General features: G+C 67.6%; 21 protein-coding genes. 7 read left to right on the top strand and 14 right to left on the bottom strand.

Annotated elements, in window-relative coordinates; translation table 11 throughout:
- The first annotated feature begins 261 nt into the window (after nucleotides 1-261).
- The gene (locus U5A56_RS26945; protein ID WP_321925474.1) at nucleotides 262-1620 is read left to right on the top strand and encodes a polyhydroxyalkanoate depolymerase; all 1359 of its coding nucleotides are present in this window, start codon (nucleotides 262-264) and stop codon (nucleotides 1618-1620) included.
- Nucleotides 1621-1743: 123 nt separating this feature from the next.
- Here the strand turns inward: U5A56_RS26945 and U5A56_RS26940 are convergent, their stop codons facing one another.
- From U5A56_RS26940 to U5A56_RS26910, 7 genes are all read right to left on the bottom strand, one after another.
- Nucleotides 1744-2211, bottom strand: a complete 468-nt coding sequence (locus tag U5A56_RS26940; protein ID WP_044848073.1) for a DUF3761 domain-containing protein — start codon at nucleotides 2209-2211, stop codon at nucleotides 1744-1746.
- 68 nt (nucleotides 2212-2279) lie between these two features.
- Nucleotides 2280-2417 carry an HHHH-motif protein gene (locus U5A56_RS26935; protein ID WP_185500349.1) on the bottom strand — a complete coding sequence of 46 codons (138 nt, stop codon included), beginning with the start codon at nucleotides 2415-2417 and terminating at the stop codon, nucleotides 2280-2282.
- Between the two features lie 294 nt (nucleotides 2418-2711).
- A complete protein-coding gene (locus U5A56_RS26930; protein WP_321819258.1) occupies nucleotides 2712-3146 on the bottom strand; it encodes a cupin domain-containing protein in 435 nt (144 codons plus the stop codon).
- 70 nt (nucleotides 3147-3216) lie between these two features.
- Complete coding sequence (locus U5A56_RS26925; RefSeq protein ID WP_044848075.1) at nucleotides 3217-3984, bottom strand: ABC transporter ATP-binding protein; 768 nt, start codon at nucleotides 3982-3984, stop codon at nucleotides 3217-3219.
- A 24-nt stretch (nucleotides 3985-4008) separates the two neighbouring features.
- Nucleotides 4009-4722, bottom strand: coding sequence for an ABC transporter permease (locus U5A56_RS26920; RefSeq protein ID WP_044848076.1), 714 nt, complete (start codon nucleotides 4720-4722; stop codon nucleotides 4009-4011).
- A complete protein-coding gene (locus tag U5A56_RS26915; RefSeq protein ID WP_321925471.1) occupies nucleotides 4719-5408 on the bottom strand; it encodes an ABC transporter permease in 690 nt (229 codons plus the stop codon). The genes U5A56_RS26920 and U5A56_RS26915 overlap by 4 nt, the downstream gene beginning before the upstream one ends.
- A 155-nt stretch (nucleotides 5409-5563) precedes the next feature.
- Nucleotides 5564-6337 carry an ABC transporter substrate-binding protein gene (locus U5A56_RS26910; RefSeq protein WP_044848078.1) on the bottom strand — a complete coding sequence of 258 codons (774 nt, stop codon included), beginning with the start codon at nucleotides 6335-6337 and terminating at the stop codon, nucleotides 5564-5566.
- A gap of 493 nt (nucleotides 6338-6830) precedes the next feature.
- Here U5A56_RS26910 and hutC point away from each other — a divergent pair, with 493 nt between their 5' ends.
- The gene (gene hutC, locus U5A56_RS26905) at nucleotides 6831-7526 is read left to right on the top strand and encodes a histidine utilization repressor (RefSeq protein ID WP_257770787.1); all 696 of its coding nucleotides are present in this window, start codon (nucleotides 6831-6833) and stop codon (nucleotides 7524-7526) included.
- Between the two features lie 16 nt (nucleotides 7527-7542).
- Here hutC and U5A56_RS26900 read toward each other — a convergent pair whose 3' ends face one another.
- Nucleotides 7543-8784 carry a glycosyltransferase gene (locus tag U5A56_RS26900; protein ID WP_321925468.1) on the bottom strand — a complete coding sequence of 414 codons (1242 nt, stop codon included), beginning with the start codon at nucleotides 8782-8784 and terminating at the stop codon, nucleotides 7543-7545.
- Nucleotides 8785-8879: 95 nt separating this feature from the next.
- On the opposite strand from U5A56_RS26900, the gene U5A56_RS26895 reads away from it, so the two are divergent.
- Nucleotides 8880-9500 (top strand): TetR/AcrR family transcriptional regulator, encoded by a 621-nt coding sequence (locus tag U5A56_RS26895; protein ID WP_321925466.1) that lies wholly within the window; start codon nucleotides 8880-8882, stop codon nucleotides 9498-9500.
- A gap of 379 nt (nucleotides 9501-9879) precedes the next feature.
- On the top strand, nucleotides 9880-10233 hold the full coding sequence (locus U5A56_RS26890) for a hypothetical protein (RefSeq protein ID WP_044848115.1): 354 nt from the start codon (nucleotides 9880-9882) through the stop codon (nucleotides 10231-10233).
- Nucleotides 10234-10284: 51 nt separating this feature from the next.
- Here the strand turns inward: U5A56_RS26890 and U5A56_RS26885 are convergent, their stop codons facing one another.
- From U5A56_RS26885 to U5A56_RS26870, 4 genes are all read right to left on the bottom strand, one after another.
- Nucleotides 10285-11142, bottom strand: coding sequence for an alpha/beta hydrolase (locus U5A56_RS26885; protein ID WP_321925465.1), 858 nt, complete (start codon nucleotides 11140-11142; stop codon nucleotides 10285-10287).
- A 112-nt stretch (nucleotides 11143-11254) separates the two neighbouring features.
- Nucleotides 11255-12172: a LysR family transcriptional regulator gene (locus U5A56_RS26880; RefSeq protein WP_044848082.1), complete on the bottom strand. Its 918-nt coding sequence runs from the start codon at nucleotides 12170-12172 to the stop codon at nucleotides 11255-11257.
- Nucleotides 12173-12422: 250 nt separating this feature from the next.
- The gene (locus U5A56_RS26875) at nucleotides 12423-12668 is read right to left on the bottom strand and encodes a DUF3717 domain-containing protein (RefSeq protein WP_044848083.1); all 246 of its coding nucleotides are present in this window, start codon (nucleotides 12666-12668) and stop codon (nucleotides 12423-12425) included.
- A gap of 362 nt (nucleotides 12669-13030) precedes the next feature.
- Entirely contained in the window at nucleotides 13031-14566 is a 1536-nt protein-coding gene (locus tag U5A56_RS26870; RefSeq protein WP_044848084.1) for an amino acid permease, read from the bottom strand.
- A 519-nt stretch (nucleotides 14567-15085) separates the two neighbouring features.
- Between U5A56_RS26870 and U5A56_RS26865 the strand changes: the two genes are divergently transcribed.
- The 3 genes from U5A56_RS26865 (at nucleotide 15086) to argG (ending at nucleotide 19526) form a co-directional block, all read left to right on the top strand.
- Complete coding sequence (locus tag U5A56_RS26865; protein ID WP_415749236.1) at nucleotides 15086-16618, top strand: diguanylate cyclase; 1533 nt, start codon at nucleotides 15086-15088, stop codon at nucleotides 16616-16618.
- Nucleotides 16619-16762: 144 nt separating this feature from the next.
- Complete coding sequence (locus U5A56_RS26860) at nucleotides 16763-17833, top strand: FUSC family protein (protein ID WP_321925462.1); 1071 nt, start codon at nucleotides 16763-16765, stop codon at nucleotides 17831-17833.
- 358 nt (nucleotides 17834-18191) lie between these two features.
- Nucleotides 18192-19526, top strand: coding sequence for an argininosuccinate synthase (gene argG, locus U5A56_RS26855; protein ID WP_044848086.1), 1335 nt, complete (start codon nucleotides 18192-18194; stop codon nucleotides 19524-19526).
- A 157-nt stretch (nucleotides 19527-19683) separates the two neighbouring features.
- On the opposite strand, the gene U5A56_RS26850 is transcribed toward argG, so the two are convergent.
- Entirely contained in the window at nucleotides 19684-20049 is a 366-nt protein-coding gene (locus tag U5A56_RS26850) for a nuclear transport factor 2 family protein (protein WP_321925460.1), read from the bottom strand.
- A 110-nt stretch (nucleotides 20050-20159) separates the two neighbouring features.
- On the bottom strand, nucleotides 20160-21470 hold the full coding sequence (locus tag U5A56_RS26845) for an MFS transporter (RefSeq protein WP_321925459.1): 1311 nt from the start codon (nucleotides 21468-21470) through the stop codon (nucleotides 20160-20162).
- Nucleotides 21471-21493: the final 23 nt, after the last annotated feature.

Here is a 21493-nt window from a genome sequence, read left to right as displayed (position 1 = left end):
GCCTGTGCGAAGCATTCGCCGAAGTGGCGCAGCGCGCTGCCCGGGGCAGCGACACATCGAGTACGCCGAGCCTCGTTGGCAACGGCGGCGCATCGCATTCGGTCGTCGGGCCCCACGCGCCGCATGCATCGCCGCATGAGGCGCCGCGCGCGTCGCCACGCGTATCGCCGCATTCGCAAACCCCGTGCAACGCGCGTGCCAGCCGCACGCTGGCATACGGCTTGCCTCGCTCGACGTAACGCGACGCAACGAACGACGGCCATGAACCTGCTTGCCTATCCCTTCTACCAATGGTCTGCCGAATGCCTGCGTCCGGCGCGCGCATGGGCGGCCGCCACGCGCGCGACGATGTCGCTGTGGCCGCCCGCCGCGTCGACCCCGACGGGCCGCATGGTCGACGCGCTGTGCGAACTGCTCGAATGCTGCGCGTTCTCGCACCGGCGTCCGGCGTTCGGCATCGCGTCGACCGTCGTCGACGGCGAAGTGGTGCCGATCGTCGAGGAAGCCGCGGCGGCCACGCCGTTCGGCACGCTGCTGCATTTCCGCAAGGCGCGGCCGGTGGCGCGCCAGCCTCGCGTGCTGATCGTCGCGCCGATGTCCGGGCATTTCGCGACGCTGCTGCGCGGCACGGTCAGCACGATGCTGCCCGATCACGACGTGTACATCACCGACTGGCACAACCCGCGCGACATCCCGCTCGCGGCCGGGCGCTTCGGCTTCGACGAATACGTCGGGCACGTGATCGATTTCATTCGCCAGATCGGCCCGGATGCGCACGTGCTCGCGATCTGCCAGCCGACCGTCGCCGCACTCTCGGCGGTCGCGCTGATGGCCGCCGCCGGCGATCCCGCCCAACCCGCGAGCCTGACGTTGATGGCGGGGCCGATCGACTGCCGCGTGAATCCGACGAAGGTCAACGCGCTCGCCACGAGCCGGCCGATCGAATGGTTCGCGCGCAACCTGATCAGCGTGGTGCCGGCCGGCTTCGTCGGGGCGCAGCGCTGCGTGTATCCGGGCTTCGTGCAGGTCGGCGCGTTCATGTCGATGAATCCCGACCGCCATGCGGCGTCGTTTGCCGACCTGTACTACGAACGCGCGAAAGGCGACCCCGCGAAGGCCGACACGCTGCGCCACTTCTACGACGAATACTTCGCGACGGCCGACCTCACCGCGGAGTTCTACCTGGAGACGGTCGAGAAAGTGTTCCAGCAATACGCGCTCGCGCGCGGCGAGCTGACGGTCGGCGACCGGCTGGTGGAACCGGCCGCGATCCATCGCACCGCGCTGTTGACGATCGAGGGGGAGAAGGACGACATCTGCGCCGTGGGCCAGACGGTAGCCGCGCAGGAGCTGTGTTCGGGTTTGCCGCCGTACCTGAAAACGCACCACGTGCAGACGGGCGCGGGCCATTACGGCGTGTTCAACGGCGGCCGCTGGGAAACGCAGATCTATCCGATCGTGCGCGCGACGATCCACGACAACGAGCCGTACGATCGCACCGCCGCTACGGACGGCAGCGCGAGCGGCGCGCACTACGTGACGCTGCGGGCGTTGCTCGACGCGCGCGCGGCCGGTCGCGACGCGACGGCGGCCGCGGCGCCATCCGATCACGTGCACTGAGCCCGCGCGGGATGGCAACGCTCGGTGCGGCACACCGGCGTTGCGCTCGAACCGCCCCGCCCTCACGGCGGGGCGCGGTGCCGGGCAGTGCGCGAGCGGCAACGCTCGCGCGTTCCGCCGGTGTTACGAACAGGCCTTGCCGTGCGACGCGTGGTAGCCCTTCGCCTTCGCATCGGCTTCCGACATGTAGCTGCCGTGCTTCGTCTTGCCGTAGTACTTGTCGGTCGAGCAATGGTAGACCTTCGTGCTGTCGTTGGCCCACACCTTGCCCGCGCCGCCGCCGGGTGCCGCCGCGGCGGTCGTCGCGGGCGCGCTCTTCGCCGGGGCGGCGCCGGATGCGGCGGAAGCGACAGCCGCGCTCGCGGGGGCCGCGGCCGGTGCGCTCGCCGCGGCTGCCGACGCTGCGCCATACCACGTCTTCACGCCCTTGTGGCCGGCGCACGCGCCCTTCTTCGACGCGCCCGAGTAGAACGAGCCGTCCTTGCACAGCCCGGTCGTACCGGCCGGCGCGCTGGCCGGAACCTGTGCGAACGCACCGATCGACACACCCATGCCCGCGACGAGCGCGGCGATCAACATCGTCTTTTTCATAATCCTCTCCTGATTTGCCTGAACGGGAAAAGCGTCCCGACGCTTTGCCGGGAATAACGCGTCGCGGGTCAACGGACCCAGCGGCACACGCGGTGATGGTGGTGATCGAAATGGCACACGCGGTGCGAATGGGCTTCGGCCAGCGCCGGCACGAGGGTGGCACAGGCGACGGCCGTCACGGTCAGGATCTTCGCGATGCGGGTCATGGACATTCTCCTGGGTAGGCCAGCCGGTGGTCCGGCTGTTACGTCCTTAACGCCGGTCGCCGACGCGCCGTGCACCGCACCTGCATCGAATTGACGATCTTTGACACGGTGTAACGAAACATCACGCGAAGCTGACAAATTGCTGCCTGTCTTTTCGATTTCCTTACGCGGCAAATGCTTCGGATATCGAATGACCCGGTCAGAACCCGAAGCCCGGACAGGATCCATAAAAAAACCGCCCGAAGGCGGTCTTTCTTGGTCACGCGGATGCCTCGCATCCGATGCGACGGACGGCTACGCGCCCGCGTCGCCCCACGGCGTCGGCGCCGGCACCGCGCATGGCCCTTCGACGTCGATCGACTTGAAATCGGCCGGCCCGACGATCTCCAGGTACTCCATGTCGGGCGAGTAGTCGAACAGGTAGTGCACGATTCCCGGCGCCTGGTGCACGCAGTCGCCGGCGCTCACCAGCGTCTCGCGCTCGCCGTACATGAAGCGCGCCCAGCCCTTCAGCATCATCACGATGTGGAACTCGGCCTCGTGACGGTGCCAGCCGGTGCCCGCCGCCGGTGCATGATTCGCCCTGACGAGTTGCGCGACGACCTTGCCGTTCGTCGCGGCCGCGATGCCGAGATCGCGATACAGGAAGAAGTCGCGCAGGCCTTCGCCTTGATATGCGGTGTCCTGCGGCTTCACGTGGGAAAACGCGGTAGGGGTCGGCGTGCTCATCGCGGCGCTCCTCGATCGAAAGAGTCGTCCGAAACAAGCATTTAGCGTTCCAGGCTGCGGCGGCCCCCGCTTATTTGAGCCGCCCCGACAGGAACTGCCCGAGCCGCTCGCTCTTCGGGTTCACGAGAATCTCCCGCGGATCGCCCTCTTCCTCGATCTTCCCCTGATGCAGGAAGATCACGTGGTTCGACACGTTGCGCGCGAAACCCATCTCGTGCGTGACGACGACCATCGTGCGGCCTTCCTCGGCGAGCTTCTGCATCACCTTCAGCACTTCGCCGACGAGTTCCGGATCGAGCGCCGACGTCGGCTCGTCGAACAGCATCACTTCGGGCTCCATCGCGAGCGCACGCGCGATCGCGACACGCTGCTGCTGGCCGCCCGACAGGTGCGACGGATACATGCCTTCGACGCGCGGCGCGAGCCCGACCTTCTCCAGATACTTGCGTGCCCGCGCAACGGCCTCTTCCTTGCCGATCCCCAGCACGGCCATCGGTGCCTCGATCACGTTCTCGAGCACCGTCATGTGCGACCACAGGTTGAAGTGCTGGAACACCATCGACAGCTTCGTGCGCATCCGCTGCAGCTGCTTCTGGTCGGCCACGCGCAGCGCGCCGTTACGGTCGCGCGCGGTCTGGATCGGCTCGCTGCCGATCGTGATCTGCCCCGAGCATGGCTGCTCGAGGAAGTTGATGCAGCGCAGGAACGTGCTCTTGCCGGAGCCGCTCGAGCCGATGATGCTGATCACGTCGCCGGCCTTCGCCTTCATCGATACGCCCTTCAACACCTCGTTGTCGCCGAACTTCTTGTGCAGGTTGTCAACGGTGAGCTTGTACATGCTTGGTCCTTCCTTGCGAATGCATTAGTGGCTGCGCGGCGAGAGGTACGCGAGCCAGCGCGTCTCGAGCTTGCGGAACGCCCAGATGAGCGTGAACACGACGATGGCGTACAGCACGGCGGCGATGCCGTAGGCCTGGAACGACATGTACGTCGCGGAGTTGACGTCGCGCGTGACCTTCAGGATGTCGGGCACGGTCGCGGTGAACGCGAGGGTCGTCGCGTGCAGCATCAGGATCACTTCGTTGCTGTAGCTCGGCAGCGAGCGGCGCAGCGCGGACGGCAGGATGATGCGCGTATAGAGCTTGAAGCGTGACATCCCGTAGGCCATCCCGGCCTCGATCTCGCCGGCCGACGTGGCCTTGATCGCACCCGCGAAGATCTCGGTCGCATACGCGCATTCGTTCAGCACGAACGCGAGCAGCGTGCAGTTCATCGCGTTGCGGAAGAACGTGTCGAGCAGCACGTGGTTGTGCACGACCTGCAGGCTGTAGATGCCGGTGTAGCACATCAGCAGCTGTACGTAGAGCGGCGTGCCGCGGAACACGTACGTATAGAGCCACACGGGGCCCGAGATCCAGCGGTTCGACGACGCGCGCGCGATCGCGAGCGGCACGGCGAGCGCGAAGCCGAACGCGATCGACACGACCAGCAGCCACAGCGTGATCGCGAGGCCGCTGAAGCGGTAACCGTCGGTATAGAGATAGCTTTGCCAGTACTGGCTGACGAGTTCGATCACAGTGCAAGCCTCCGGACGCCGACGGAATAACGCTTCTCCAGGTGGTGCAGCACGACGTTCGACATCGTCGTGATCGCGAGGTAGATCGCGCCGGCCGCGAGCGTGAAGAAGAAGAAATCGAGCGTGCTCTTGCCGGCGTCCTGCGACGCCTTCACGACATCGGCGAGGCCGATGATCGACACCAGCGCGGTGGCCTTCACGAGCACCTGCCAGTTGTTGCCGATGCCCGGCAGCGCGAAGCGCATCATCTGCGGGAACAGGATGCGGTGGAACACGCGCCAGCCGCTCATCCCGTATGCGAAGCCCGCTTCGAGCTGGCCGCGCGGCACCGCGAGGAATGCGCCGCGGAACGTCTCGGTGAAGTACGCGCCGTAGATGAAGCCGAGCGTCACGACGCCGGCCACGAACGGGTCGATGTCGATCTGGTCCCAGCCGAGCAGGTCGGTCGCGTCGTTCAGCAGGATCTGGATCCCGTAGAACAGCAGCAGCATCAGCACGAGATCGGGTACCGCGCGGATCAGCGTCGTGTAGAACGTGCCGACCGACTTGAGCACGCGGTTGGTCGAGAGTTTCGCTGCCGCGCCCGCGAGGCCCAGTATCAGCGACGCGGCAAGCGACAGCACCGCGAGCTTCACGGTCTCGACCGTGCCGGCCCACAACAGCGGGCCAAATCCTTGGAAGATCATATAAGGGATCCAGAACGATGTGGCTGGATTGTCAATAGCCATTAACCGCGCATCAAACGAGTTCTGCGCACTACCTGATGCCGTCTGCTCATCAAGCCAGAGGCATCACGCGAAGCGGGCGGCGCGCGCCACGGCCGGTGCGCGCCGCGAAGGCGTCAGCCGCCGTACACGTCGAATGCGAAGTACTTCTTCTCGAGCTTCTTGTAGGTGCCGTCCTTGATCATGTCGGCGATCGCATGGTCGATCTTCGCCTTCAGGTCGGCGTCGTCCTTGCGCAGGCCGATGCCGGCGCCGTTGCCGAGCGTCTTCGGATCGTCGATGTCCTTGCCGGCGAATTCGAAGCTCGCGCCGCGCGGTGTCTTCAGGAAGCCGATATCGGCCTGCACCGCGTCCTGCAGCGCGGCGTCGAGGCGGCCGGACATCAGGTCCTGGTACACGCCGTCCTGGTTCTGGTAAGGCACGACCTGCACGCCCTTCGGCGCCCAGTAGGCCTTCGCGTAGGTTTCCTGGATCGTGCCCTGCTCGACGCCGACCGACTTGCCCTTCAGCGATTCGGCCGTCGGCTGCAGGTTCGCGCCCTTCTTCGCGACGAGGCGCGTCGGCGTGTTGAACAGCTTGTCGGAGAACGCGATCTGCTCGGCACGCGCCGGCGTCATCGACATCGACGACAGCACGCCGTCGAACTTCTTCGCCTTCAGCGCCGGGATCATCCCGTCGAAGTCGTTCTCGATCCACACGCACTTCGCCTTCAGGCGCGCGCAGATCTCGTTGCCGAGATCGACGTCGAAGCCGACGACCTTGCCGCTTGCATCCTTCGATTCGAACGGCGGATAGCTGGCGTCGACGCCGAACCGGATCGTCGACCAATCCTTGGCGTGGGCACCGACCGCGAGGCAGGCAAGGGCAATACTGAGCGCGAGTTTCTTCATGGCGTTCCTGTCATAGGCGAACTGGGCACGGGTCCCGTCGGGCGTCGCCGCCGCGAACCCTTCCAACCGGGAGGTCATCCGTCAGACGACTCTCCAAGTTGTACATACAACTTTGCCTTTTTCAGGTCACTGCCAGCAATCCGTGTTTATCTCTAATTGTCGGCGGATTGTTTACATGAGCGAATTTTCCTTATATTTCAATTCGCTACACCTTACATGAAGCTGAACCCCTGGTTTCGGTGCGGATCCGGCCCATCGTCGCCGCCCATGCATTTGTCTATACTTTTCGTTTGCCGGGCTCGCCGGCGCGGCGGCCGCGGCCCGTACGGCCTCGCGGGCCCTTGGCCGGCGCGCCGGACGCGGGCCGGAATAACCCGAATCCCGGGCCCACAGTCGGGCCCGCGCGGCGTCGAACCCGGTACACTCCGCCCGGACACCGCACGAAGGCCCGCGCGCGACGGCACGCGGCCGCCGTCTCTCGAACAGCAATGCAATGACCACACCGATCTATCAGGAAATCAAGGACTTCATCCTCGCGCGCATTCATGCGGGCGAGTGGGCGGAAGGCGACCAGGTGCCGTCGGAAAACGAGCTCGCGCGCGAATTCAACGTCGCGCGAATGACGGTCAACCGCGCGCTGCGCGAACTGACGGCCGAGCAGGTGCTCACGCGCACGCGCGGCTCGGGCACGTATGTCGCGTCGCCGAAATACGAATCGACGCTGGTGGCGATCCGCAGCATCTCGGACGAAGTCGCCGCGCGCGGCCATGGGTATCGCGCGCAGGTGCTGGAGGTCGGCGCGGCCATCGCCGACGCGAAGCTTGCCGACGAGCTGCGGCTCGACGCCGGCAGCCCGATCTTCCATTCACGCGTGCTGCACTTCGAGAACGACACGCCGGTGCAGCTCGAGGAACGCTGGGTCAATCCGTCCTGCGCGCCCGAATACGCACTGCAGGACTTCACGACGACGACGCCGAACCAGTACCTCACGCGCGTCGCGCCGCTGCAGCGGGTCGAATACCGGATCGAGGCCGCGATGCCCGATGCGCAAACGCGCCGCCACCTGACGATGGACGAGCGCGAACCCTGCCTGCTGCTGCATCGGCGCACGTGGTCGCAGGGGATGGTCGCGTCGGTAGCCAACCTGTGGCACCCGGGCAGCCGCTACCGGTTCACCGGGCATTTCTGAAGCGGCGCCGGCGCGTTCACCGCATGCCGGGCCGCCCCCAGCGCTCGATCGCGCCGACCGCCCGCCGCACCCCGTCCTCCCGTGCGATCCGCGCACCGAGTCCGGCGGCGCGCGCCTGCGTGTCGGCACGCGCCGCGAACGCGATCGCGCGTGCGAGCGCGGCGGCGTCCACGCGCCGGCCCGCCACCGGCGCATCGGCCACACCGAGCCGTTGCAGCCGGTTCGCCCAGAAGAACTGATCGCCCGCGAACGGCACGACGACCGACGGAATGCCCGCCCGCGCGGCCGAATGCGTGGTACCCGATCCGCCGTGGTGGATCGCCATCGATACATGCGGAAACAACCGGTCGTGCGGCGTCTCGCCGATCACGCACACGTGCGCCGGCAGCATCGACGCATCGATGCCGCTCCAGCCCGGATGGAACAGCGCGCGCCGGCCGTCGAGCGCCTGCAGCAGCGCGCCGACCATCGCGGCGCGATCGAACCCGGCCATGCTGCCGAAGCCGATGTACACGGGCGGATCGCCCGCGCCGAGAAAGGTCGCCAGCGCGGGCGGCGGCGTCCACGCCGGCGCGTCGGCGTGCCACTGACCGCAGGCCTGCACGTGTGACGGCCAGTCGGCCGGATCGGACAGCAGCACGGGCGACACGCCGTACAGCATCGGATGATCGGTCCAGACGTGCCGGCGCGCCGGCAGGCCGCACACGCTGGCGCGCGCTGCATTGGTCGCGTTCCTGAACGCGTGCCACAGCAGCGCGTTCACGAGCCGGTGGCTCGCGCGATTCAGCCAGCGCGGCACCTTGCCGGGCGGCAGGAACGGCGACGCGAATGCCGCGGTCGGCGTGATCGGAATCATCCCCGTGCCGATCGCCGGCACGCCGCGATACTCGGCGACCGACAGCCCGACGAACGACGCCAGCCCCGACACCAGGATCGCATCGCAACCGGCCGACGCGGCCGCGACTTCGCGCATCCATGCCGCCGTGTTCGCATTCGCGATCGCCGCGAGCGCCTTCGACGTGTCGTTGAAGCCGCCGCGCCCGCGCACCGCGTCCGACAACGCGCCATCCGGCGCGATCGCCGCGCGGATATCGCCGGACAACGGCGCGCACGGCACCCCGAGCGCGGCGGCCGAACCGAGCGTCGCGGCGTCGGCCAGCAACCGGACCTCGTGGCCCGCATCCAGCAGCGCACGGCCGAGCGCCGCGAGCGGACGCGTGTCGCCTTCGGTGCCGTAAGTGACGATGACGAGCTTCATGCGTGGACTCCCCCTGCACGATGCAGGCGAGTGGATTCGTAAAAATGCACGTCGTATACTAATGCAATTCGTGCACTTTCATTCGACACCGAACCATGCCGACGACGACCGACGATCCGGGCCGCCGCGCACGCAAGCGCATCCAGATGCTCGCGCATCTCGCCGACACCGGCGCCCGCCTGTTCGACGTGCATGGCTACGATGCCGTGACGATGGAGCAGATCGCCGCGCAGGCCGATGTCGCGAAACGAACGCTGTACAACCACTTTCCGACGAAGGAAGCCGTGCTCGCGCACTGGCTCGAAGGCGAACTCGCGCGCGACCTCGCGCACCTGCAGCGCGACGTCGCACGACGGAAGACCTTCGCGTCGCGGATCGCCTGCGTGCTCGACGCGTCGGCCGCGTGGTGCGAGCAGCACCCGGTGTACCTGCTCGCGTACCTGCGGCATCGGTTCCTGAGCATCGGCGTGACGGAAGCGGAAAGCGGGAAGGACGACGGCAGCGACATCGCGCTCGTGTGGCAGCAGCTGATCGCGGCCGGACAGCAGGCGGGCGAACTGGACCCGGCGCTGGCGGCCGACCAGCTCGCCACGTGGTTCCATCATCTGTATCTCGCGGCGATGCTGCGCTGGCTGACCGTGCCGGGGTTATCGCTGAAGCGGGAATTCCGGTCGGTCGCGAAGCTGTTCGTCGAAGGCGCGCAAGCGAAAGGCTGAGCGGCCGCCGAGGCGACGCTCGGGCAGGAAGGTGCGTGCGCATCGAACGTGCACGGCGCGCCGACGCAATTCACGCGCACGCCGGGCGCGCCGCGCGCTGGGCTCCTAGCAGGAACACCATCCGGAATCGCTGCTGCCCGGCAACGCGGGCGACACGCAACCGGCCGACGCGTCGCGCTCCGCGAGCGAAGACCGCTGCACGCGTCGCGCGATGCGCCGGGATTTTTACAACGCATGCACGCACGGGATGCCAAATCTTCCGCGCAGCAGTATGCTGATGTCGTACGGCCCCGCACGATGCCTCGGGCAATCCCTTAGTCCGCACGTCGTCGCGCCGCCGTCGCGACCGCAATCATGCGTTTGCAAGGAGGGCTTCGTGATGGCTACCATGCATCAGCACTTCCACCTCGAACTACGGCACGCCACGGCGCCGACGTATTTCATCAGCTACCTGTTTCCCGCCTTGCTGTTCGTCTACGAACTGCTGCGCGTCGGCCAATGGATCCGCGATCACGGGATGCAATTCGCCGCGTTCAAGCAGATGGGTTACGAGTACCTGCTGATGCTGCTGTTCGTCGGGCTGCAGATCGTCGTCGAGGCGATCTTCCTGCTCGGCGCCGCGATGCGCCGCGACAATCGCGACTTCGAACACCGGTTGCCGAACGTGGTCCTCGGCATCGGCTGCTCGATCGCGATTCTCGCGCTCGATCTCGCGATCCAGCTGTCGTTCTGAGCGCCGGCGGGCTCGGCCCGCCGGTCGCATCGCGCGCCTGCGCCCGGCCGTTCAGGCGAGCGCGCCGCGCAGGAACGTCGCCACGGCCGCGAGTACGTCGCCGCTCCGCTCGCGATGCGGCATGTGTCCGCATCCGTCGAGCAGCAGGAACGACGACGGCCCGGCGACGCGCGCGGCGATCCGCTTCGGATGCACGTCCGACCCGTATTCGTCCTGCTCGCCGTGAATCGCGAGCGTCGCGCAGCGCACGCGCGGCAGCGCGTCGTCGAGACTCCAGTCGCGAAACGCCGGCGACAGCCACGTGCCGACCCACGCACGCAACACCCATTCGGCCTTGTCGCCGTGATAGCGCACGAGCCGCTCGAGCTGGCCGGGCGCGTCGAACTGCTGCCCCGCCTCGCGAATGCCGTCGAGCGTGCGATCCTCGACGAACGCCTGCGCGGCGACCGTCACCAGCGCGCGGCAACGCGCGGGATACGCGGCCGCGCATCCGACCGCCATGCCGCCGCCGACGCTGTGCCCGAACGCCACGAACGCATCGATGCCGAACCGCTCGAGCAGCGCGCGGAAGCCCTGATCGGCCTCGTCGCGCACGAACGTCGTGCCGAGCTGTCCCGGATGGCGGTCGGACCGACCGAAGCCCAGCCGGTCGTATGCAATCACGTCGCGTTGCGTGGCGCGCGCGAGTTGCGCGGGGAAGTCGCGCCAAAGTTCGACACAGCCGAGCGAATCGTGCAGCAGCACGATCGGCGCGGCCGGCATAGGCGCGGCCGGCATAGGCGCGGCCTGCACAGGCGCGGCCGGCCCGGTCGCGGCCGTCGCCTGCGCGGGCACACCGCGCCAGCGCTTCGCGAAGAGACGCCCTTGCGGCGTCTCGACCCAGGTCTCCTCGGTCTCGATTTCAGTCATGTGCATGTCATCGTCTGCATGAAGGCGGCCGCACGCGGGCGGACCGCAGAATGCCGACGATGGTGGCCCGCCGACGCGCGCGGCGTCAAGCAAGCCCCCACCGCCCGCGCGCTCATTCGGGCTGCGGCGGCAGATACTCCATCTGCGACTCGTCGTACAGCCGGTAGATCAGCGCCTGCATCGCGCGGATGTCCTCCGATTCGTCGAGCATCCGCATGCTCATGATGATCGGCGACACGAGTTTCGGATCGTCGAGCGGCTTGTAGCTGATGTCGTCGCGCTTCAGCCCGTACACGCTGTGCGGCACGACCGACACGCCCTCGCCCATCGCGACGAGCCCGAGCGCGATCTGCAGTTCGCGCGTCTCGTAGATCTTGCGCGGCTGCAGCGCGCGATCGTGGAATGCCGCGAGCACCTGGTCCGCATAGCTCGGCCGCGGCGCCTTCGGGAAGATGATCAGCGTGTCGTTCACGAGATCGTGCAGCGACAGCACGGGTTTCGCGCCGTCGAGCACGTGACCGACCGGCAGCGCGACGATCATCCGCTCCTCGCGCAGCACGACGCGCCGCACGCTCGGGTCCTCGTGACGGATGCGCCCGAAGCCCACGTCGATGCGCCCTTCCTTCAGCGCCTTGATCTGGTCCATCGTCGACATCTCGTGCAGGCTCAGCTCGACGGCCGGATACTCGCTGCGAAAGCGCCGGATGATCTTCGGCAGCATCCCGTACAGCGTCGAGCCGACGAAGCCGACCGACATGCTGCGCTCGATCTTGCCGACCCGCTTCGTCATCGATTCGAGCTCGGTCGTCTGCGCGAGCAGCTGCACCGCGTGCGAATAGAAGAACCGCCCCGCGTCGGTCAGCTTCAGCGGCCGCGCGTTGCGCTCGAACAGCGGCACGCCGAGCGCGTCCTCGAGCTGCTGGATCTGCCGGCTGAGCGGCGGCTGCGCGATGTGCAGGCGCTCGGCCGCGCGCGTGAAATTCCGCTCCTCGGCAACCGCGACGAAGTAGCGGAGGTGTCTCAACTCCATGTTCGAACCCTCCCGGACAGGCCACGGACGTTCATTCGGCCCCGCGCGCACACGTGCCGCGCCGGTCGCCTCGCGAGCACCTGCTCCCGATGCCATGACGATACCTCAGCCCGCGCCGATACCGGCGCGAGCCGCGCCGCGCCCGCCCTCGCGGGCGGCGCACCGCGCAAAGCCGCAAAGCAAAACGGGAAGCCGCCAGGCTTCCCGTTGCTTCATCGACGCCGCGTCGCGGCAGCGTCCCGACCGCGCGTCATGCCTCGGTCGCGTACAGCGCATCGCGCTGCGCGTCGCTCAGCGAGTCGAGCGGCACGTCCGGCAGCCGATAGCAGATCATCGTGCCGTACAGCTCGGCCAGGCAGTTGCTGCCGGCGTCGAGCGCGTAGCCGTCCTCGCCGTCCGGCGCCGGCGGATACACTTCGCGCCACGCATTGATCGCGGCTTCGATTCGCACGATGGAAACGGGTCCGGCCTTCCGCTCGGCGGGTGATGCGCTCATGGATTCCTCTGGATTGCGCGCTCCGCGGGCCGGGCCGGCCGCGGCGGAACGATGGAAACGCCGGGCGCCGCCGGCCGCCGCAACAGGCGCGCGCCGGATGCCCGATCCGCGCCGCGCTCGTCGCGCCGGCCGGGCCGTGGCCCGGTAGGGTCGGGAAATATAACCGGCTTTGACCCCGTGCAGCGCAAAGCCGACAAAAAAAGCGGGTTCGGCGCCGGCTGGAACGGTATCGGGAACGATGCACGCATCGGCTATTGACGTCGGCGGCACACCGCGTCGCCCCGGACGTCCCAACGAAAAACGGGAAGCCCGCGGGCTTCCCGTTTTCATCGCGCACCACGCGGCCGGTGGCCGCACCGGCATCAGCCGACGGTTTCGCGGTTCTCCACGCGCTGCAGCTGCGCGCTGCGGTTCGCGGCCGCCCACGGCGCGATCTCCATGTCCTCGTAGCGCACGAAGCGGCTCTTGTTCAGGAGCCGGTAGCCGAGCCACACGACGAGGAACAGCGGAATGCCGACGTAGGTCGCGGCCACGCCCGCCCAGTCGATCCGGTTCGCGAGAAACGCCTGGTAGTCCTGGCCGAGCGCGATCACGAGACACAGCACGAACGCGAACAGCGGGCCGAACGGAAACCACTTCGACTGGTACGGCAGCTGGTCGACCGCGTAGCCCTGCTTCACGTAGCCCTTGCGGAACCGGTAGTGGCTGATCGCGATGCCGAGCCACGCGATGAAACCCGTCATCCCCGACGTGTTCAGCAGCCACAGGTACACCGTCTTGTCGCCGTACAGCGACGTGAAGAAGCACAGCGCACCGACGGCGGTCGTCGCGTACAGCGCGTTGCGCGGCACGCCGCCCGGCGACAGCTTCGCGAACAGCTTCGGCGCACGGCCTTCCGTCGCGAGGTTGTAGAGCATCCGGGTCGACGCGTACATGCCCGAGTTGCCGGCCGACAGCACGGCCGTCAGGATCACCGCGTTCATCACGCCGGCCGCGAACGCGAGGCCCGCGTGGCGGAACACGAGCGTAAACGGGCTCACGCCGATGTCGGTCACGTCGCTCTTCAGCAGGTTCGGGTCGGTGTATGGAATCAGCACGCCGATCACGAAGATCGCCAGCACGTAGAACAGCAGGATCCGCCAGAACACCTGACGCACCGCGCGCGGGATCGTCGTGCGCGGGTTCTCCGATTCGCCGGCCGCGACGCCGATCAGCTCGGTGCCCTGGAACGAGAAGCCCGCGATCATCGCGACGCCCATCAGCGCCGGCAGGCCGCCCGCGAACGGCGCATCGCCGATCGTCAGGTTGCCCCAGCCGTTGCCCGGCGCGCCCTTCAGAATGCCGAAGATCATCAGCAGGCCGACGCCGATGAACGCGACCACGGTGACGACCTTGATCAGCGCGAACCAGTATTCGGCTTCCCCGAAGCCGCGCACGGTCAGCGCGTTGAGCAGGAACATCACGCCGAGGAACGCGGCGCTCCACCAGACGCCCGGCACGTCCGGGAACCAGTAGTGCATCACGAGCTGCGCGGCGACCAGCTCGACCGCGATCGTCACGGCCCAGTTGTACCAGTAGTTCCAGCCGAGCGCGAAGCCGAAGCCTTCGTCGACGTATTTCGCGCCGTAGGTCGCGAACGAGCCCGACACCGGCATGAACGCGGCCATTTCGCCGAGGCTCGTCATCAGGAAGTAGACCATCAGGCCGATCAGCATGTACGCGACCATCGCGCCGCCGGGGCCGGCCTGCGAGATCGACGCGCCGGACGCGACGAACAGGCCCGTGCCGATCGAGCCGCCGATGGCGATCATCGTCAGATGGCGCGCCTTCAGCGCGCGATGAAGCTTGGGTGGGTTCGCGGACGAACCGGGTTGGTCGGAATTCGGAATTGCGGACATAAACGAGACGAACGTTGAGCGGGCCGGCATCCGGGGCCGGCGCATGCGGGGTCGGGGCGCGTCGCGCCGCCTGCTGCGATGCACTTCGATGCGGCCCCGATACGCATTGCGCGCCGGGCGCCAGCGGCGAAGCGCGGATTCTACCTGATTCGCCGTCGGGACCGCTCGGGTCAGGACGCCCCGGCGCCGCATGCCGACGCGGGGTGAGCCTCGACGGTGCACCTCCCCGCCCGATACGCAATTGCGCCGGCGCAATAGCCCGATCCTGTATTAAAACGACAAAATCGATCGATATGCCCTAATAATCAGACAAAATACCGGCTACCCATAATCGCGATTCAAATCGAAACGAACGCCCGGATCACGGTAATGATGCGTAATCGTTCCGAATCGGATTGGCGCATGCATGTTTTGCATCCAGCGGCGAATTTCGGGAATTCGCGAGATAATGCCGACTAATGCGAATTAATCAGAGCGCGGAATCGTCGACGACGCACATATCCGCCGCCTGCCCCGAGGATGATGCCACCCACGCCGCTCGCTACGCTGCGCCGTCATACCGCGACGGCCGTGGCACGCATACTGTCGCCCCGCGGCGTGCTCGTCGCCGGCGTCGTGCTGCTGCTGTTCAGCTGGGGACTCTCGGCGTCGCTTTTAATCGAGGCACGCCACGACGCATACGACCATGCGGTCGAAAATGCGCGCAACCTGATGCTGCTGATCGAGCGCGATATTTCCCGCAATATCGAACTGTATGATCTTTCGCTGCAAAACGTCGTCGACGGGCTCGCCGATCCGGAACTGACGGCATTGCCGCCGCGCCAGCGTCACCGGCTGCTGTTCGACCGCGCCGCGACCGGCGCGTATCTCGGCGCCATTTTCGTAATGGATCCGCACGGCAATATCGTGATCGATTCGGCCGCATCGCCGCCGCGACAAGGCAATTTCGCCGACCGCGAGTATTTCACCGTGCATCGCGACCGGCTCGTGCAGGGCCTCTATATCAGCCGGCCCTATGCGTCCCGGCTGCGCGGCGGCGCGCTGACGATCGCGCTCAGCCGCCGGATCACGCTGGCCGACGGCCGCTTCGGCGGAATCGTCGTCGGCACGCTCAACATCGGCTACTTCCGCGCGCTGCTCGACGGGCTCGCGGTCGGCCAGCACGGCAGCGCGGCGATCGTCGAGGACAACGGCGCGCTCGTCTCGCGCCTGCCGTACGATCCGCGCGTGGTCGGCCTCGACCTCCACCACTCCCCGCTCTTCATCAAGGCGCAGCGCAGCAGCGAAGGCGTGTTGACGGGCGTGGGCGCGATCGACGACGTGCGGCGCATCTACGTCTACAAGCATCTCGCGCATCTGCCGCTGATCGTCGACGTCGCGCCCGCCGAGATCGACATCTACGCGCCGTGGCGCCATCGCGCGATCTGGACCGCCGTGCTGATGGGCCTGTTTACCGTGTTCATCCTGGGGGGCTCGCTCGCGCTGTCGCGCGAACTCGAGCGCCGGCAGGTCACCAAGTTGAATCTGTACCGGCTCGCGCATACCGATTCGCTGACCGGGCTCGACAACCGCGGCACGTTCGATGCCGTGCTCGCGAAGGAGGCGCAGCGCGCGTCGCGCAGCGGCCGGCCGCTGTCGGTGCTGTTCGTCGACGTCGATCATTTCAAGGCGTTCAACGACTACTACGGCCACCTCGCCGGCGACGACGTGCTGCGCCGCGTCGCGCAATCCGCGTCGCGCTGCCTGCGCCGCGACAGCGACCACGTCGCGCGCTACGGCGGCGAGGAATTCGTCGTCACGCTGCCCGACACCGACGCGCAGGGCGCGGCGACCGTCGCCGAAGCGATCCGCCGTGCGATCGCCGGGCTCGACATCGCGCACGTCCGCAGCCCGTACGGGCACGTCACGGCGAGCATCGGCGCCGCGACCAGCGCCGGCGGGCGCGTCAACGCCGCGACGCTGCTGCGGCAGGCCGACGCGGCGCTGTACCACGCGAAGTCCGGCGGCCGCAATCGCGTGTCGAACGCCGAGGTGAATACGGCCGACGCGTGACGCGGCGGCCGGCGGCACCCGCGCCGCGCTGCCGTGGACAGCCCGCGCGCGTTCCGCTAGCGTTACGTCAGCCGCACGTGCGGCGCCGGCCCGCCCGCGCCGCACGCGCATTCCGGCCATCCCGCCGGCCACCCCCGCTCCGTCATGACCGCCCAGCTCCCTGCCCGATTCCCGCCGCTCCTGCGCCACGCGCTCCGTCCCCTGCTGGACCCGTACCGCCGCTACCGGCACGCGAAGCTGATCCATGCGGCGCGCGTCGCGCTCGCGATCCTCGTGTCGATCGCCTTGTCCACCGGGCTGCGCGTGCCGCACGGCGAATGGTCGACGATCGCCGTGCTGATCGTCGTCGGCGGGCTGCAGCACCACGGCAACATCCGCAAGAAGGCGGCCGAGCGCGCGCTCGGCACGTCGATCGGCGCGCTCGCGGGGCTCGGGCTGATCCTGCTCTACTCCGTCCTGCACGCGCCGCTCGCGATCTACCTGCTGATGGCGATCGCGTGCGGGCTCTGCGCGTATCACGCGATCGGCAAGGCCGGCTACATCGCGCTGCTGTCGGCGATCACGATGGTGATCGTCGCCGGCCACGGCGACAACGAGATCGTCGACGGCCTGTGGCGTGCGGTGAACGTGCTGACCGGCATCGCGATCGCGCTGGCGTTCTCGTTCGCGCTGCCGCTCTATGCGACCTACTCGTGGCGCTACAAGCTCGCCGACGCGCTGCGCGCGTGCGCGGCCGTGCATGCGCGGCTCGCGGGCGACCGCCACGTGAGCGACGACGCGCACCTGAAGGAAATGGCCGCGCTGAGCGCGCTGCTGGTGCAGCTGCGCTCGCTGATGCCGTCGGTGTCGAAGGAATGCGACATCCCGGTCACGCAGCTCGAGGCGATCCAGCGCGGCCTGCGCCTGTGCATCGGCTACCTGGAGATCCTGTCGAGCACGGTGCCGGCCCGCGACGACCTCGCCGCGCGCGAATACATGCGCATCGAGATGAAGGCGATGAACCGGCGCATCCGCGACACGCTCGTCGGCGCGAGCCGCGCGCTCAAGTTCGGCACGCCGAGCCGGCTCGCACCGCGCCGCCGGCCGGCCGAGCCGCCGCACGACGCCCCGCCGGCGCAGTTGTCGGGCTACGTGTCGATCACGGCCAAGCTGGCCGGCGAAGTGGATCAGTTGCGCGAGAAACTGCTCGATACCGCGCAGGCGTGGAATATCTGAACCTGGAGCTTTGACGATTCGAAGGCCGGCGGACGCCGGGCGCCGGGCGCCTCAGGGAATCTTTCATTAGCCTGTCACAAAGGTCGCCCGGCATCCCTGAGCGCGGATGCCGCGCCGGCCGACCGATCTGGCCCCGCCGATCGGGCGTGCGCGCCGGCGCGCCTTCGCCAGTTTCGACCGCCGTCCGAGGCCGTTTCGCGCCGGATTCTCCGGCCGGTTAACCGCCCGTCAGGCCCGTCGCGACAGGCCCGAAGACGTATTGGCGCGAAAATCAGGTCTTGCCCCAACTTCCCGGACAGCCGATACTCGCATATTCCGCGAAATACGATCCCACCGGCTTCAATCCACGGTAATTCCTATGAGCACGATTCTCGAAAGCCTCCCGACCGGCCAGAAGGTCGGTATCGCCTTCTCCGGCGGCCTGGACACCAGCGCCGCGCTGCACTGGATGAAACTGAAGGGCGCCGTCCCGTACGCATACACGGCGAACCTCGGCCAGCCCGACGAAGACGATTACGACGCGATCCCGAAACGCGCGATCGAATACGGCGCAGCCGGCGCCCGCCTGATCGACTGCCGCGCGCAGCTCGTCGCCGAAGGCATCGCCGCGCTGCAAAGCGGCGCGTTCCACATCACGACCGCGGGCGTCACGTACTTCAACACGACGCCGATCGGCCGCGCCGTGACGGGCACGATGCTCGTCGCCGCGATGAAGGAAGACGGCGTCAACATCTGGGGCGACGGCAGCACGTACAAGGGCAACGACATCGAGCGTTTCTACCGCTACGGCCTGCTCGTGAACCCGGATCTGAAGATCTACAAGCCGTGGCTCGACCAGACGTTCATCGACGAACTCGGCGGCCGTGCCGAAATGTCCGAATTCATGAACCAGGCCGGCTTCGCATACAAGATGTCGGCCGAGAAGGCGTATTCGACCGACTCGAACCTGCTCGGCGCGACGCACGAAGCGAAGGACCTCGAAAGCCTCGAAAGCGGCATCAAGATCGTGAACCCGATCATGGGCGTCGCGTTCTGGCGTGACGACGTGAAGATCGCCGCCGAGGAAGTGACGGTGCGCTTCGAAGCCGGCCAGCCGGTCGCGCTGAACGGCGTCGAGTTCAAGGACCAGGTCGAGCTGCTGCTCGAAGCGAACCGCATCGGCGGCCGCCACGGCCTCGGCATGAGCGACCAGATCGAGAACCGCATCATCGAGGCGAAGAGCCGCGGCATCTACGAAGCCCCGGGCCTCGCGCTGCTGTACATCGCATACGAGCGTCTCGTCACCGGCATCCACAACGAAGACACGATCGAGCAGTACCGCGAGAACGGCCGCCGTCTCGGCCGCCTGCTGTACCAGGGCCGCTGGTTCGACCCGCAAGCGATCATGCTGCGCGAAACGGCGCAGCGCTGGGTCGCGCGCGCGATCACCGGCGAAGTGAAGATCGAACTGCGCCGCGGCAACGACTACTCGATCCTGAGCACGAAGTCGCCGAACCTCACGTATCAGCCGGAACGCCTGTCGATGGAGAAGGTGGCGTCGACGTTCTCGCCGCGCGACCGGATCGGCCAGCTGACGATGCGCAACCTCGACATCACCGATACGCGCGACAAGCTGCGCGTGTATTCGCAAGTCGGCCTGCTGACGCCGGGTGAAGCGTCGGCGCTGCCGCAGATCAAGGGCGACGACAAGTAAGTCGCTTCGTTCGACACCGGGGCGCGTAGCCGATACGCGCTTCGGCCGGGCAGGCCGCATGTGCATCGGTGCATGCGCGGCCTGCTGCTTTCCCCTCCGCTGCTCCGCTTCCTGCTTCCCCCTTCCTGCTTTCCTTCCGCTATCGCATCACGCCGCATCACGCCACGTAATGGGCGAATGCCTCGTTCACGCGACCGCCGGCACCGAAGCGGAATACCTCGACCGCACCGCGTCCGTTTGCGCCGCGATAGTAAATGGCGACGCTATCCACGCCCGCCAGCACCGCAATGAACTCGAACCGCAGGTCCGGAATGAGTTCCAGCGCCTTTGCCCAGTACGCGCGCACCGCGTCCTTGCCGCGCAGGCATCCGCTCGGCTCGCCCGCGATCCGCACGATCATCGGCGAATGCATGACGAAGGCATCGTCGTAGTGGGACAGGATGCGGTCGAGATCGTGCGCGTTCCATGCGTCGATCCAGTCCTGCGCGAAGTGCCGCGCGAATGCGTCGGTGATCGGTTCCATCCGGCTCGTCGTCTCCGTATCGGGCGCGGCGGGAATGCCGTCCCGTGCGCTCGAGTGTAGCAGCGGCCGCACGGCGCCCGTGCACGCGCCGCGTCCGGCAGGCCCCGCCGTCAATGATGATGCCGCACCCCCGCCACGACCTGCTCGCGCGCCCCCTTGCGGCTCAGCATGAGCGTGACGACCGCCGACACCGCGAGCGTGCCCGCCACCACGTACAGCCCGGCCGCATACCCGCCCGTCACGTGCTTGAGCCAGCCGATCGCGAACGGCCCGACGAAGCCGCCGAGGTTGCCGATCGAGTTGATCATCGCGATCCCCGCGGCCGCGCCGGCGCCGGACAGGAACGCGCTCGGCATCGCCCACAGCGGCGCCTTCGCGGCGCTGATCCCGATGTTGACGACGACCAGCGCGAGCACGGTCAGGAGCGCGGTGCTCGCCTGCCCCGCGAACACGAAGCCGATGCACGCGAGCACGCACGGAATCACGACGTGCCACGTGCGTTCGCCGGTGCGATCCGAATGCCGTGCCCAGCCGATCATCGCGACGACCGCGGCGATGCTCGGGATGCCGGTCAGCAGGCCCGTCTGCCACGCGGTGAAGCCGAACTGCCTGACCATCAGCGGCGCCCACAGGCCGAGCGTATAGAGCCCCGCCGACGTGCCGAAGTAGATCAGCGCGAGCGCCAGCACGCGCGGGTCGCGCAGCGCCTGCCACGCGCCGGCCGTGTGCCCGGCATGCGCGTGCCGCGCGTCGGCCTCGGACTTCAGCTTCGCGACCAGCCAGTCGCGCTCGTCCGGCCGCAGCCACGCGGCCTTCGACGGCGCATCGGTCAGGCACTTCAGCACGACGAAGCCGAGCAGGACCGCGGGCAGCGCCTCGACGATGTACAGCATCTGCCAGTCGGCGAGCCCGAACATCGGCGGCATCTGCATGATCGCGCCCGACAGCGGCGAGCCGATCGCGGTCGAGATCGGCGCGGCCGCCATGAACCACGCGGCCGCCACCGCGCGCTGCTTCGCGGGAAACCACAGGCTCAGGTACAGGATGATGCCGGGGAAGAAGCCGGCTTCCGCGATGCCGAGCAGGAAGCGCAGCACGTAGAAGCTCGTCGGCCCGGCTGCGAACGCGGACACCGCCGACACGATGCCCCACGTGATCATCACGCGCGCGATCCAGATGCGTGCGCCGACGCGATGGAGAATCAGGTTGCTCGGCACTTCGAACAGAAAGTAGCCGATGAAGAACAGGCCGCCGCCGAGTCCGAACGCGGTCGGCGACAGGCCGATCGCCTTGTTCATCGTCATCGCCGCGAAGCCGACGTTGACGCGATCGAGAAAGCTGACGAAGTAAAGCAGCATCACGAACGGAATGATGCGCCACATCAGTTTCCGCGCGACGCGGGTTTCCAGATCCGCTTGCATGTGTCTCCTCCTTCGAGGTCGAG

This window comes from Burkholderia sp. BCC1998 (assembly GCF_905339875.1).
In the GTDB taxonomy this organism is placed as follows: domain Bacteria; phylum Pseudomonadota; class Gammaproteobacteria; order Burkholderiales; family Burkholderiaceae; genus Burkholderia.
Note: the sequence above shows the minus strand (reverse complement) of the source record. Positions and strands in the feature narration are given on the sequence as shown.